Below are 13,048 nucleotides of genomic sequence, written 5' to 3'. Positions count from 1 at the left end.
TGTTTGGTCAGATGTAACATTAGTTTTTAGTTGATTTTTAATATAAAACTATTTGGCCTTGTATTTGTTATAGCGTATAAAAGAGTTTTATAAACTATATATTGGATAAAATAATGTTGCACGGAACACCAGCTGCGTATCAAGGAATACAAATGGATTTTGAAGATTTTACAAAAGAGGTTGTTGGAAATGTACTAATTGAAAAGGTTAATTTTTCGAGAGCCACATTTAAAGAAGCACAGGAATTTAAGGATAGACTTGTTTACGATATTTTAATGAACAATGAAAAGATTATAATTGATCTTAGTAGTTGTGAGTATATCGATTCCACTTTTCTTGGTGCCTTGGTTGTAATTCTTAAAAAAATGGCTGAACGCAGCGGTGAAATTAAGTATGTTATACCACAGCCATCGGCATTATATCTTTTTAAAATAACAGGTTTATACGGGGTACTTAATTTGTACCGAAACAGGCAAGAAGCATTAGATAGTTTTGCTTAGATATCAAGTAGAGAAATAAAAGGGAGAAGTATGGAAACATTAATTTTATCAGTTGTATTTGTAGTGATAATCGCTTTTTGTTATTCGCTGTGGAAAATTGCCGTGAAAGAAGAGAGGAAAGAAATCAGTAAATTATTTAATTAAGCAAATAACTATAATCAAATATATTTTTATTGACCGCAGTTAATGCGGTCTTTTTATTTTAAAACAGTCAAATCATTAACAATTCCAAAACCAAACTTTGAGAAACTATGGCTTTTCTTTATTTTTGCCACGCATCCGTAGCTCAGTTGGTAGAGCAGTAGACTCTTAATCTATTGGTCAGGGGTTCGAGTCCCCTCGGGTGTACAAATGAGAAACTTTAACAGCTTTTGTGTAAAAATTCCCTTGAATAGCAAGGGTTTTTTACTTTTAAATCAGTTTAATACTTGCACAGCTTTTGAAGACTAAATCTGTAGAACTTTTTAATCCTTTTGGAGAAATGATTTTGAGAAAACTTATTTACACAATATTATATTTTACAACACTTTTGCTTTCTGTTAATGCACAAGACGTTGAAGATACTTTAATGATCTATGGGCGCGATAGATATTATAAAACTCATCTTCCACTTGGATTTAATTATCAAAAGCAATATCCAGTAGTTTTTGTTTTTCATGGTGGATTGGGCAATCCGGATTTGATAGCGCAGCAAACAAAATTTTCTAAAAAAGCAGATGAAGAAGAATTTATTGTTGTTTATCCATACGGAACAGGCTCGTTTGATAAAAAGCTTTTAACATGGAATACCTGGAATTGCTGCGGCTATGCAGATAAAAAAGATATTAATGATGTCGATTTTATTTCAGCAGTTTTAAAAGAAATAAAATTTAAATACAACATAGATCAAAAAAGAATTTATGCAACAGGGCATTCAAACGGCGCAATGATGTGCTATTTGATTGCGTGTGAACTATCCGAACAATTTGCAGCAGTTGCACCTGTTGCGGGATGTATGTTTGATACAACTATGTGCAAAAATAATAGCGAAGTTTCATTTATCATTTTTAACAGTGCAGATGATGAACACATTCCTTACAATGGCGGAGTTGGGGAAAAATCTTTAGTTGATGTTGAAAAACTTCCGATTGAAACAACTGTTAATATGTGGATAAACAGGTACAAATGTTTTTTGATGAACAAATCAGAAAGCTCTGCATTCGAAAAAACCAATTATAAAAACAACAACGGAACGGAAATTGTTTTGTACAAAATGTTTAGCGGAGGTCATTCCTGGCCCGGTGGAGAAAAGATAAGAAGGTTTGCAGATAATCCGGTTAAAAGTGTTTTTGCTACAGATTTGATTTGGGAATTTTTTAAGAACAATCCCAAACACTAAATATCAAGCAAAGCCATTCCTCCTTCGGAAGTTTCCTTGTAGATGCTTGGTAAATCGTGCCCTGTTTGATTCATCGTTTTCACAATTTTATCAAACGAAACAAGATGTCTTCCATCTGACAAAAGAGCAAATGTTGAAGTGTTCAAAGCTCGTTCGGCAGCAAAAGCATTTCGCTCAATACACGGAACCTGCACTAACCCATTAATAGGATCACAAGTTAAACCAAGGTGATGTTCGATTCCCATTTCTGCGGCATATTCTATTTGAAAAGGAGTTCCGCCAAGTAATTGAGTTGCTGCGGCAGAAGCCATCGCGCACGCTGTTCCAATTTCTCCCTGGCATCCAACTTTAGCTCCGGATATTGAAGCATTTTCTTTAACGATATTTCCAACTAATCCGGCAGTGGCAAGAGCACGTAAAATTTTGTTATCAGAAAAAGAAAAGCTTTCCTGCAAATATTTTAAAACAGCAGGTACAACTCCGCTTGAGCCGCAAGTAGGCGCGGTAACAATTTTTCCACCGGCTGCATTTTCTTCCGTAACGGCAAGAGCGTAAGAGAATATTAGTGTTTTTCCTTTTAACGACCCACTAAAATTTTTTGCTTTTACAAAATATGAAGAAGCTTTTCTTGCCAAGCCCAATCCGCCTGGTAAAATTCCCTCTGTATCAATTCCCCTTTTAATAGAATCCTGCATTACAGTCCAAACATCTCTTAAGTAAACATATATTTCATTGCTTTCTGTCAGTTCAACATATTCCCAAAAACTTCTACCGGATTTTTTGGACCAGCTGATTAAATCTTTCATTGTTGAAATTTCATAAACATTATTTTCATTTTCATCTTGCTCAAAATCGGTAATCTTTCCTCCTCCGACGCTGTAAACAGTCCATTCTCCTAAAATATTTTCGAGCGAATCTAAAGCTTTAAAAGTTATTCCATTCGGATGTTTTGGAAGAAATGTTTCAGGTTTCCAATCAATAAAAACTAATTTTGGATTAAACACATCAACCAAAGCAACATCCGTTTGATGACCCTTTCCAGTTGCAGCAAGACTTCCAAACAGCGTAACCGCAAATGAAATTGCCTCAGGATTTTGTTTATTAAAAATTTCAGCAGCTTTTTTGGGTCCCATTGTATGGCTGCTTGAAGGTCCGTTCCCTATTCTGAAAATTTCTTTTATTGATTCCATGTTTTATGCTTTTATTAATTAATATCAAATTTACAAAATATTATGACCTTTAAATTCTTTTAAGGAATAGTTATTATTCAATATCAATAAATATTAATTAGGAAAACAAATGGCGATTGAACAAAACAAAGTTGTTACGATGAATTTTACACTAACCGATGATCACGGAAATGTTCTAGATTCCACTGATAACGGCGGACCATTTTCATATATTTCTGGGACAAATATGGTTTTACCAAAACTGGAAGAAGCTTTAAATGGAATGCTGATCGGATCAAAGAAAAACCTAAAATTAGAGGCTAAAGATGGTTACGGAAACTATAATGATGATGCCGTTCAGGTTGTGGGAAAAGAAAATTTTCCTGAAGACTTTGTTTTAGAAGTAGGAATGGAATATATGGCAAGCAATCCCGATGGCGTTCAGATGCCGTTTGTTATTTCTAATGTTGATGGTGAAGAAATAACTGTTGATTTTAATCATCCTCTTGCTGGAAAAAATTTAAATTTTGATATTGAATTGCTGAATGTTCGAGATGCAACTGTTGAAGAACTCTCTCATGGGCACGTTCATGGTGTTGGCGGACACCATCATTAATGTACAATTATCAATTAACAATGTACAATTAAACAATTAATTCAAAAACTATTTTTAAGAGGATTGAAACTATTCAGTCCTCTTTTTTATTTTTTACTTACAGCGTCTTTGGATTATGGATATTCTATCAATTGTATCTTATTCCGAGTTTCAAACTCAGATAAGTAAACACAATGCAGTTTGCTTTTACTTAAGCACTCCGGAATGTAATGTGTGCAAAGTATTAAAACCAAAAGTTTTAGAAATGATTAAAATTGATTTTCCCAAAATCAATTTTTGTTATGTTGATTTAAACGAAGCAAAAGAAATATCCGGACAGCTTTCCGTCTTCTCTGTTCCAACGATACTTGTTTATTTTGAAGGTAAAGAAACAATTCGCATATCGCGCAATGTACATCTTCAAGAATTGTGGGAACAGATTAGCAGATATTATAAAATGATGTTCTAATAATGGATTTTTAAAGCAGGATCAAACCTGCGACTAGTGAGAGTAAAAGGAGATACAAATGCAAAAAATATTTTTAACAATTGTTTTATTATTAGCTGTTTACTTTGCTGGATGCGAAAAAGCAACAGAGCCAAATCTTGGAGTCGATAGCGACATAACTGCGAAAGAAAAAATAAATGATGTGCTGCAAAAAGCAAGATTAGACTTTTCAACCGATGCAAAGCTTTCCGCAATTTATGGCTGGAATGTAGACTTATTAGGTCGGGTTGACCTGCTGAAAACAAATAATGCATTTGTGTATGTTGTGCAGTCAAATCAATTACAAAGTAATGAGTTTTATTTGCCAGTATTTGCTGCGGGACCTATTAAATCACCGATAAACTTTTCAACAATGTTATCTTTTATAAAAGACAGCACTGCCGAAAATATTTTAGGGCGGGTTTTTAATAGACTTTCAACACTGGCAATTGATCCCAACGCAAATTATAAAGATAGTCCCGCCACAATAGACACGGCACTTGTTCACGGAGGAAACATTTTTCTTTCACAAAACACAGGGTGTAAAATTGATATGTTCCTTTTGCCAAGCAAATCAATCGATACTACATTAGCCGTAAATAACTCAGCAGATTGGATTGTGAACTTTAATTCAAGCAATAAGTCTTTAGTGCTGTGGATAAACAGCAACAGCGGAGTTGTTACAAAACTTTCTGGAAATTAAAAAATTTTGTTTTGCTAAACTGATTAGAAAAATTTTAAATAAATAAATTTATTCTTTAATCAAATTTATACTTCCTTCTTCCGGAACCTTAATTTTATACACCACACTACTTCTATTTTTTAATTCTGTATCGCGCAACCAGGGATTATAAAGTTTTAGAGTTTTGTAATTTATTCCACGCGACGCAGCATAATCTGCAAAATTTGTAACAGCTGTATTTAACTCAACTTCTTTATATTTAAGTGGCGCATACAAATCAGATTCATTTATATCATAACCGTAAAGAGCAGGATTTTCCATAATCAACTTCATTGCAATTATTCTTGAAACATAACGAGAGGTTTCTGAACCAAGTACCAAATTCCAGTAGTTGGTAGTTTTTTGTAAACCGCTCCATTTATCAATTCCACTGATACCCGCGTTGTAAGAAGAAGCGGTCATAGTCCAGTTGCCAAACATTTGATAAGCAGTATTTAAATATTTACAAGCAGCAAATGTGGATTTTTCAACATCATATCTTTCATCAACTTCATCATTTACTTCTAATCCATACTGCTTTGATGCAGATTTGATAAACTGCCAGAAGCCGGTTGCTCCCGCAGGGGAAACAACGTTTTCTAAATTGCTTTCTACGACTGCTAGATATTTAAAATCATCAGGAATATTGTTTTGCTTTAAGATTGGTTCTATAATTGGGAACCATCTGTTGGCTCTTTTAATTGCCAGTATTGTAGCCGAATGCCAATAAGTGTTTACCAAAATTTCGCGGTCAACTCTTTCATAAACTTCAAAATTTTCTAATGGAACGCCTTCTCCAAAAATTGTAATGTTGTCAGGGATTTTGGGCGAAATGATTTTGTATTCTTGAGGAAACTTGCCTATTTCATTTTCATCAACTATTTGATTTGAATTATGTGTAAAGAATAGGTTAGTTGCAATAAATAACAATCCTATGGCAGTTAATATTCCAGTTAAAAAGTAATAGGTATTTGTCTTTTTGTTAATAGTTTCTTTTAGTCGTAATAAAATGTTCATCATTTAACCTTTTAATTTTGTGCCGCATAATAAAAAAATGTGCACCCATTACGAAGACAAAAAGAAGTGTTGTTATATTTGCAAATAATAAGTGAAATTCTCTGTAAAAAAAGTCCTTACAATGAGAAACACAATGAAAAGGAGAATTATGGAAGTTCAAGAAGCATTGCTTAATAGAAGAAGCATACGAAAATACAAAGACCAAAAAATCAGTAATGAGAATATTGATAAAATTCTTAAAACGGCAATGTACGCTCCAAGCGCAATGAATTTACAGCCATGGCAATTTATTGTAATAGATGAAAAAGATGTTTTGATAGAAACTATTAATTCAATCCACTATGCTGAGATGTTGAGACAATCTGCTGCTGCAATACTTGTTTGCGGAGATGTAGGTATAGAAAAAAATGAAAGCTGGCTATTACAAAATTGTTCCGCGTCAATACAAAATATTTTGCTTGCAGCTCACGGATTAGGAATCGGTTCCTGTTGGATTGCAATACATGGAATGGATGATGTTTATAAAAAGATTAAAGGACAATTTAAATTACCAGAAAACATTGTTCCGGTTTCATTGATTTCGCTCGGATATCCTGATGAAACAGTAACAGCTGAGGAACGATTTAAAAAAGAAAAAATACATTACAATAAATGGTAAATATGAACGAAGTAAAATCAAATAAGGATTATAATCCTGAAATGCATTCCGCCGAGCATATCTTAAATCAAACTATGGTTAGAATGTTTAACAAAGGAAGGTCATTCAGCAATCACATAGAAAAGAAAAAATCTAAATGTGATTATCATTTTGATCGCAATCTAACCGTTGAAGAAGTTGAGGCCATAAACAAAAAAGTAAATGAAGTAATTAGGCAGGATTTGCCGGTTACTGAAGAATTTCTAAAGCGAGATGAAGCTATCAATAATTTTAAACTCTCTCAATTACCGGATGATGCCGGTGATACAATTCGCATAATTAAAATTGGCGATTATGATGCTTGCCCTTGTAGTGGAGTTCATGTTCAATCGACAAAAGAAATAGATAAATTTCAAATCATCTCAACAAGTTTTGAAGATGGGGTTTTAAGGGTAAGATTTAAATTACCAAAAGATTAAGTTAAGTACGGTCCAACTTAAAGGTGGACCATATTTATTGAATTTGATTAGTTATTGATAATCGAGTTATAAGTTTCAATATCTAAATAAACTGGTGAATACGTAACTCCTCGCATCGATAGATTTTTTACAAATGCTTTTAAGTGATTTTCTGATCCATCATTCAGGTTATTATAAACATATGCTAAATCTTGATTGTCAACAACTACATTAAGTTGTTCAAGCAAATCAAGTATATCAATTTCTTCAATGGCAGCGCCAACTTTTAATGCTTCAACATCAGTTATATTTCCGGTTTCAATAAGCTGGTTATAAAGAGACTGTAAGTCCTGGTTTGTAAATACACCCACAACATCTGATTGCACAGGATCAGTGAGTGCATATTTATCAAGTAATAATTTTACTGCATCAGTATGTGTTTGTTCGCTTCTGCTAATGTTTGTAAAAACCTTAATGCCATATTTTGAGTACAGAGTTATATAAACATCGCGAGCTAATTTTTCTTCTTCTCTCATCAACAATAAACCAGAAATTTCTCCTTCGGATAAATCTTCTGTAGGAAGGCTTAGTATGGTTTGCTTTATTAATTCTATACTCATCCCATTGCTCATATTTGTATCAAGGGGTCCTTCGCTTTCGCAGCCGAAAATTACTAGTGAGAGAAAAATGGTTAAAGCCGATATTAAGATTTTTGTTTTCATTTTGGTTTTCCTTTTTAGACCAACAGGTTCATCTATTGTGCCAATTACAAAACAATTGAATACTATTCACAATCGAACATTCTTTAGTATTAACAAATATTTCCCGACGTTTAGGGCGCCAGAATAAAACAAATAAGTCGAACTTTATTTTTTCACCCTTATAGTTTAACTTATCCCTGTTTTATAAATTGAAATTTTAACTATTACAGGAGAATAAAATGAAAATCCTTTCTGCAATTCTATTTCTATCTTTTTTATTTGTTGGTGTAATAAACAAACCTGTTTTTGCACAGGAAAAACCAATACAGGTTGCGCTATTTAACCCAATTCAAATATTTCCAGAAAACACATCAATTACGGGATTAAGACTTAACATTATTTACGGTAAGAATGTTAATGTGAGTGGATTGGATTGGGGATTTGTAAACTCAACAATAGGCAAACAGGTTGGTGCACAATGGGGATTTGTTAATATGGTTGACAACGGTTTTCTTGGTCTTCAAGGCGGATTTGTAAATCTAACAGACAGCAAGTTTGAAGGCTTACAATATGGGTTTGTTAACTATCATAAAGGAAAAGTTAGCGGCGTTCAGTTTGGATTCATTAATTATGCTGGCAGTATGTATGGTTTACAGATTGGATTGATTAACATCATTAATCAAGGTGGTGCGTTCCCATTTTTCCCAATAGTTAACTGGTCGTTTTAACTTATATCAACCCTCGGGAGTGCAAGAACAAACACCCGAGGGTTGTATAATAATAATTATTTGTCGTTCAATATCTCTTCAATTTGATCCATAACTTTATTCATCTTTTTCATTGCCAGTTCAAATGGTTCCGGGGATAACGGATCAATCCCAGCGTCTTTAATTAGATCAACAGCATACTTTGAACCGCCGCCATTCAATATTTTATAGAAATTTTCAACAGCTGGGGTTTCTTCATTTACAATCTTTTCTGCAAAAGCTGTTGCATATATAAGAGAAGTTGAATATTGGAAAACATAATAAGTGTATCCCATAAAATGAGGAATGTAAGACCACTCGTATTGAATATATGGATCAACCACACAATGTCCGGAATCGTGTCCATAATATTTTTTAACTATATCGTAATAGATATTGCAAAGATCATCGCCTGTTAATGGCTGTCCTTCTTCAATTCGTTTGTGAATTTCAAGTTCGAACTCTGCAAAAGACGTCTGACGAAAAATAGTTGTGCGCAAAAGCTCAAGATAACTACCAAGTAAGAAAAGTTTTTCTTCTTTGGTTTTTGCGTTTGCAACCATGTAATTGTTAAGTAATGTTTCATTTATTGTTGAAGCAATTTCAGCAACAAAAGTGGCATAATCTGCTTTGGGAAAAGGTTGGTTGGCATTTGAATAAAAACTATGCATTGTGTGTCCAAGTTCGTGTGCAAGAGTAGAAACTGATTCGTAATCATCATTCCAGTTCATTAAAATGTATGGATGTACATCGTACGCCCCGCCGGATGAGTATGCCCCGCTCCGTTTCCCTTCTGTTGGTATAAAATCAATCCATCGGTCATCAAAGGATTTTTTTACTGTTGATAGATATTCTGATTTCATAGGTTTAAGAGCATCAAGAATTGCTTGTTGTCCCTGCTCAACTGTATACTTCAAATCAACTTTTTTAACAATCGAAGTGTAAAGATCATAATAATGCAGTTGATCAACGCCGAGCATACGTTTTTTAAAATCTAAAAAACGATGAAGCGTTGGAATGCTTTTATTTACCTGTTCAATTAATGTAGTATAAACACTTGGTGGAAGATTATCGCCATTTAAAGATGATTCCAACGAGGATTTATAATTTCTATTTTTAGCAAAAACCCAATCCTTTTTTACTTTTCCAACAAGATTTGCCCCGAGACTATTTTTAAAATCTCCATAGCTGTTAAAAAAACTCTCAAAAATTTTGCTTCTGTCTTCGCGATTCTCAACCGTTCTTACTCCTGTAAAAGTAGCTGGGCTTAACTCTACTTCTTCTCCATTTGAAAGAGTGATTTTGGGATTTGGCTTTTCACCATTAGTAAAGATAGAGTATACCGTATTCTGATTTCCCGCTATCAAACCAAAACTCGCCAGCATTTTTTCTTCTGTTTCGGTTAATGTGTGCGGACGCAAACGCTGAATATTATCTATGTACATCGAATATGTTTGCAGTTCTGGTTTTTCTTTAAAAAACTTTTCAATCTTTTCTGTTGGAATGGTTAAAATTTCAGGTTCAAAAAATGAAGCTGTTTCCCCAAACTTTGTTCCAACACTTGATAATTGTTGCTGCAAAGCCTGATTTTCGGAAATTCTAACATCTTCGTTGCTAAGATTTCCGGCATAGGTTGAAGCTTTATAAAAAGTTTTCAACATCGCAAAATACGAGTTTAATGCATTGAGTAAATTCTGAGAATTTTCACCAAGTTTTCCTTTGTATGAAGCAAATTGATTTATTTCCGAGTCAACTTTTTTAATATCAGCTTTCCAATCTGCTAAAGTTGGATACATATCGGAAAGATTCCATTTATATTTATCGGGAAGATCATTTCGCTGCGGAGCTTGGGGAAATATTGCAGTTACAATTGTAAGTATAACAAGAGCGTAAAAAAGAATTTGTTTTTGTTTTATCATTTTTTCACCTAAAAAGTATTTATAGTTTTTTGCAGGGTAAACTTAATGAGAAATATACTTTATCAGAAAAAATATATGATAAGTGGTTGGATATAATTAACTGAAGAACCATAAATTAACCTCATAGTTTTGATTATGATTAATTATATTTCTTTTACAAATCAATTTGACTTATAAATCAAATAAAGGCTGAATAATGAAAAATTTAATAGCAATGTTTTTTATTGCAGTAATAGTTTTTAGCTGCACAGAAAAACAAAATCAAAATCCGCAAAACGATAAAGAGGAAGTGGCAATGCTTAAAGAAAAAATTGCAAAGTTTGTTCTGGTTGAAATCAATTATGACGAATCACTCTTAAATGATAGAGAAAAAATGGTTCTGGAAAAACTTTATCGCGCTTCAAAAATAATAGATGAGATTTTTTTAGAACAAGTCTATTCAAAAAATTATCAGATAAAATCTGAATTGCAATCTGAAATAAATAATAATTCTTTTCCGGATAGAGTTCCAAAAACGGCTTTGCAACTGGAGCTATTTAATATAATGGCAGGTCCATTTGATAGGCTTGAAGACGATAAGCCGTTTATCGGCACAGATAAGAAACCGCTTGGTGCAAATTTCTATCCCGAAGATATGACCAAAGAGGAATTTGAAAAATTTGTAAAAGATAATCCGAAACTTGAGAAAAGTTTTACAAGCGAGTTTACGGTTATTAGACGAGATAATGGAAAACTGGTTGCAATTCCTTACAGCGAATTTTATAAAGACAAATTAACCGCAGCATCAAATCTATTAAAGGAGGCTGCTGAGTATTCTGATAACCCGTCTTTAAAAAAATATTTGCTTTCGCGCGCAGATGCATTTTTAAGTAATGATTATTACCAAAGCGATATGGACTGGATGGATTTAAAAGACAATAAAATTGAAGTTGTAATAGGTCCATTTGAAGTTTATGAAGATGGAATGTTTAATTATAAAGCATCGTTTGAAAGTTTTGTTACAATTAAAGATCCTGTTGAAAGTAAAAAGTTAGAAGTGTTTGCAAAATATTTAACTGACATAGAAAAAAATCTTCCGCTGGATGATAAACATAAAAACTATACACGTGGCTCTGAATCACCGATCGTAGTTGCAAATGAAGTGTTTACTGCCGGCGATACAAAAGCGGGAGTTCAAACACTTGCATTTAATCTTCCAAATGATGAAAGAGTTAGACAGGCAAAGGGTTCAAAGAAAGTAATGTTAAAGAATGTTCATGAAGCAAAGTTTGAAAAACTATTAAAACCAATTGCGGAAATTGTTCTTGAACCTGAGCAATTAAAGTATGTCACGTTTGATGCTTTCTTCAATCATACGTTGATGCATGAAATGTCTCACGGTGTTGGTCCCGGGTTTATTAAAGTAAACGGAAAAGACACCGAAGTAAAAAAAGAATTGAAAGAAACATATTCCACAATGGAAGAATGTAAAGCAGATATTCTTGGTTTATACAACAATATTTTTATGATAGAAAAAGGTGTATATCCAAAAGAAATGGAAAATGAAGTTTGGGTAACTTTTCTTGCAGGTGCTTTTCGTAGTATGCGATTTGGAATTGGCGAAGCTCACGGCGGCGGCAATGCAATTATATATAATTACCTATTAGAAAAAGACGGATTTGTTTTTGATGAAAGCACAAAAAAAGTTCGTGTTGATTTTGAAAAAATTTACCCCGTACTTAAAGAACTTGCAAATGTTGTTTTAACAATCCAGGCTGAAGGAAATTATAACGGCGCAAAAGATTTAATAGCTAAATATGCAGTTAATTCTTCAACAATAGATTTGTTTAGAAAAAAACTTGAAAGTTTGCCAGTTGATATAAAGCCTGTTTTTGAGATTGAAACACAGTTTAAGTAAGCATTTTAAAAATAATTTCTTATATTGTTTAAAATTTTTAAACTATTTCATTCATAAAGGAGGCGTTATGAGTCATATTAATGATGGTGCAGTTAAAGTGATTGAGATTATAGGTATCTCATCAAAAAGTTTTGATGATGCTATAAATCAGGCATTGTCAAAGGCATCAAAATCGGTTAAAGGAATCACCGGCTTAGAAGTAACAAAACACATAGCAAGTGTGGAAGATGGAAAGATTAAACAATACAAGGTTAATCTTAAACTTGCATTTCCTGTGATGTAGATTTTAATTATTAAAAATGAGTAATAATATGTCAATACAAGTTAAATATAGTCCGGTTTTGGCTTTGGCTCAGGAGCTTAAAGTGCAAAACTTAAATGTTAGTGAAGAGGCCGGTAAATTGAAAGTGGCTGGAACCACTAATACAGCTTATGAAAAAAATCAAATATGGGATAAGATAAAAGAAGTAGGCGGCGAAGGACAATCGGAAGTTAGCGCAGATCTTAAAGTGTTAAATACAGATTTTTATCACATTCATACTGTTGAAAGCGGTGAAAATCTAAGCAAAATCTCTAAGCATTATTTCAAAGATGCTAACAAATACATGAATATATTTAATGCAAATAAAGATCAACTTACAAATCCTGATATGATTAAAGTTGGACAAAAATTAAAAATTCCAAATCCATAAAAACAATAACTAAAAACATTAATCAATTAAGGCGAGTTATTATGCTCGCCTTTTTAGTTAGTAAACATCGCTTACCGCAACAACAGGTTATTCAATGCAACGTAATTTTAATAAAGAATTTCCCTGCAAAT

The 13,048-nt window shown here is 33.1% G+C and carries 15 protein-coding genes and 1 tRNA gene; 12 read left to right on the top strand and 4 right to left on the bottom strand.

Annotated features, from left to right (window positions below; all coding sequences use genetic code 11):
- Nucleotides 1-113: 113 nt before the first annotated feature.
- From IPJ23_13530 to IPJ23_13520, 3 genes are all read left to right on the top strand, one after another.
- Nucleotides 114-500, top strand: coding sequence for an STAS domain-containing protein (locus tag IPJ23_13530; GenBank protein ID MBK7631697.1), 387 nt, complete (start codon nt 114-116; stop codon nt 498-500).
- Nucleotides 501-775: 275 nt separating this feature from the next.
- Nucleotides 776-848: transfer RNA gene (locus tag IPJ23_13525), tRNA-Lys, on the top strand.
- Nucleotides 849-987: 139 nt separating this feature from the next.
- A complete protein-coding gene (locus tag IPJ23_13520; GenBank protein MBK7631696.1) occupies nt 988-1,878 on the top strand; it encodes a prolyl oligopeptidase family serine peptidase in 891 nt (296 codons plus the stop codon).
- Here IPJ23_13520 and IPJ23_13515 read toward each other — a convergent pair.
- Nucleotides 1,875-3,068 carry an L-serine ammonia-lyase gene (locus tag IPJ23_13515; protein MBK7631695.1) on the bottom strand — a complete coding sequence of 398 codons (1,194 nt, stop codon included), beginning with the start codon at nt 3,066-3,068 and terminating at the stop codon, nt 1,875-1,877. The two genes, IPJ23_13520 and IPJ23_13515, sit on opposite strands and share 4 nt — an antisense overlap.
- 109 nt (nt 3,069-3,177) lie before the next feature.
- On the opposite strand from IPJ23_13515, the gene IPJ23_13510 reads away from it, so the two are divergent.
- The 3 genes from IPJ23_13510 (at nt 3,178) to IPJ23_13500 (ending at nt 4,832) form a co-directional block, all read left to right on the top strand.
- Nucleotides 3,178-3,663, top strand: a complete 486-nt coding sequence (locus IPJ23_13510) for a peptidylprolyl isomerase (GenBank protein ID MBK7631694.1) — start codon at nt 3,178-3,180, stop codon at nt 3,661-3,663.
- Between the two features lie 115 nt (nt 3,664-3,778).
- Nucleotides 3,779-4,111 (top strand): thioredoxin family protein, encoded by a 333-nt coding sequence (locus IPJ23_13505; protein MBK7631693.1) that lies wholly within the window; start codon nt 3,779-3,781, stop codon nt 4,109-4,111.
- A gap of 58 nt (nt 4,112-4,169) precedes the next feature.
- Nucleotides 4,170-4,832 carry a hypothetical protein gene (locus tag IPJ23_13500; protein MBK7631692.1) on the top strand — a complete coding sequence of 221 codons (663 nt, stop codon included), beginning with the start codon at nt 4,170-4,172 and terminating at the stop codon, nt 4,830-4,832.
- Nucleotides 4,833-4,880: 48 nt separating this feature from the next.
- Here IPJ23_13500 and IPJ23_13495 read toward each other — a convergent pair whose 3' ends face one another.
- Nucleotides 4,881-5,867, bottom strand: coding sequence for a lytic transglycosylase domain-containing protein (locus tag IPJ23_13495; GenBank protein MBK7631691.1), 987 nt, complete (start codon nt 5,865-5,867; stop codon nt 4,881-4,883).
- 148 nt (nt 5,868-6,015) lie between these two features.
- Here IPJ23_13495 and IPJ23_13490 point away from each other — a divergent pair, with 148 nt between their 5' ends.
- Together IPJ23_13490 and IPJ23_13485 are read left to right on the top strand one after the other, a co-directional pair.
- Nucleotides 6,016-6,525: a nitroreductase family protein gene (locus IPJ23_13490; protein ID MBK7631690.1), complete on the top strand. Its 510-nt coding sequence runs from the start codon at nt 6,016-6,018 to the stop codon at nt 6,523-6,525.
- 2 nt (nt 6,526-6,527) lie between these two features.
- Nucleotides 6,528-6,983 (top strand): hypothetical protein, encoded by a 456-nt coding sequence (locus tag IPJ23_13485; GenBank protein ID MBK7631689.1) that lies wholly within the window; start codon nt 6,528-6,530, stop codon nt 6,981-6,983.
- A gap of 47 nt (nt 6,984-7,030) precedes the next feature.
- Here the strand turns inward: IPJ23_13485 and IPJ23_13480 are convergent, their stop codons facing one another.
- Nucleotides 7,031-7,567 (bottom strand): DUF2202 domain-containing protein, encoded by a 537-nt coding sequence (locus IPJ23_13480; protein MBK7631688.1) that lies wholly within the window; start codon nt 7,565-7,567, stop codon nt 7,031-7,033.
- 335 nt (nt 7,568-7,902) lie between these two features.
- On the opposite strand from IPJ23_13480, the gene IPJ23_13475 reads away from it, so the two are divergent.
- Nucleotides 7,903-8,391 (top strand): hypothetical protein, encoded by a 489-nt coding sequence (locus IPJ23_13475; protein ID MBK7631687.1) that lies wholly within the window; start codon nt 7,903-7,905, stop codon nt 8,389-8,391.
- A 56-nt stretch (nt 8,392-8,447) separates the two neighbouring features.
- On the opposite strand, the gene pepF is transcribed toward IPJ23_13475, so the two are convergent.
- Nucleotides 8,448-10,328 (bottom strand): oligoendopeptidase F, encoded by a 1,881-nt coding sequence (gene pepF / locus IPJ23_13470; protein MBK7631686.1) that lies wholly within the window; start codon nt 10,326-10,328, stop codon nt 8,448-8,450.
- A gap of 196 nt (nt 10,329-10,524) precedes the next feature.
- Between pepF and IPJ23_13465 the strand changes: the two genes are divergently transcribed.
- From IPJ23_13465 to IPJ23_13455, 3 genes are all read left to right on the top strand, one after another.
- Nucleotides 10,525-12,225, top strand: a complete 1,701-nt coding sequence (locus IPJ23_13465) for a peptidase (GenBank protein MBK7631685.1) — start codon at nt 10,525-10,527, stop codon at nt 12,223-12,225.
- Between the two features lie 67 nt (nt 12,226-12,292).
- Nucleotides 12,293-12,508, top strand: coding sequence for a dodecin domain-containing protein (locus IPJ23_13460; GenBank protein MBK7631684.1), 216 nt, complete (start codon nt 12,293-12,295; stop codon nt 12,506-12,508).
- A 28-nt stretch (nt 12,509-12,536) separates the two neighbouring features.
- Nucleotides 12,537-12,917 carry a LysM peptidoglycan-binding domain-containing protein gene (locus IPJ23_13455; GenBank protein MBK7631683.1) on the top strand — a complete coding sequence of 127 codons (381 nt, stop codon included), beginning with the start codon at nt 12,537-12,539 and terminating at the stop codon, nt 12,915-12,917.
- Nucleotides 12,918-13,048: the final 131 nt, after the last annotated feature.

The sequence above is a fragment of the Ignavibacteriales bacterium genome, from assembly GCA_016709765.1.
GTDB lineage: Bacteria > Bacteroidota > Ignavibacteria > Ignavibacteriales > Ignavibacteriaceae > IGN3.
This window is presented reverse-complemented; position numbering and strand designations above follow the sequence as displayed.

Bases quoted from the DNA above. Each gene is read 5' to 3' on its own strand.
- IPJ23_13495 (MBK7631691.1), bottom strand. From the start codon at position 5,867: ATGAACATTTTATTACGACTAAAAGAAACTATTAACAAAAAGACAAAT.
- IPJ23_13510 (MBK7631694.1), top strand. From the start codon at position 3,178: ATGGCGATTGAACAAAACAAAGTTGTTACGATGAATTTTACACTAACC.
- IPJ23_13460 (MBK7631684.1), top strand. From the start codon at position 12,293: ATGAGTCATATTAATGATGGTGCAGTTAAAGTGATTGAGATTATAGGT.
- IPJ23_13490 (MBK7631690.1), top strand. From the start codon at position 6,016: ATGGAAGTTCAAGAAGCATTGCTTAATAGAAGAAGCATACGAAAATAC.
- IPJ23_13485 (MBK7631689.1), top strand. From the start codon at position 6,528: ATGAACGAAGTAAAATCAAATAAGGATTATAATCCTGAAATGCATTCC.
- IPJ23_13475 (MBK7631687.1), top strand. From the start codon at position 7,903: ATGAAAATCCTTTCTGCAATTCTATTTCTATCTTTTTTATTTGTTGGT.
- IPJ23_13505 (MBK7631693.1), top strand. From the start codon at position 3,779: ATGGATATTCTATCAATTGTATCTTATTCCGAGTTTCAAACTCAGATA.
- IPJ23_13455 (MBK7631683.1), top strand. From the start codon at position 12,537: ATGTCAATACAAGTTAAATATAGTCCGGTTTTGGCTTTGGCTCAGGAG.
- IPJ23_13465 (MBK7631685.1), top strand. From the start codon at position 10,525: ATGAAAAATTTAATAGCAATGTTTTTTATTGCAGTAATAGTTTTTAGC.
- IPJ23_13530 (MBK7631697.1), top strand. From the start codon at position 114: ATGTTGCACGGAACACCAGCTGCGTATCAAGGAATACAAATGGATTTT.
- IPJ23_13515 (MBK7631695.1), bottom strand. From the start codon at position 3,068: ATGGAATCAATAAAAGAAATTTTCAGAATAGGGAACGGACCTTCAAGC.
- IPJ23_13500 (MBK7631692.1), top strand. From the start codon at position 4,170: ATGCAAAAAATATTTTTAACAATTGTTTTATTATTAGCTGTTTACTTT.
- pepF (MBK7631686.1), bottom strand. From the start codon at position 10,328: ATGATAAAACAAAAACAAATTCTTTTTTACGCTCTTGTTATACTTACA.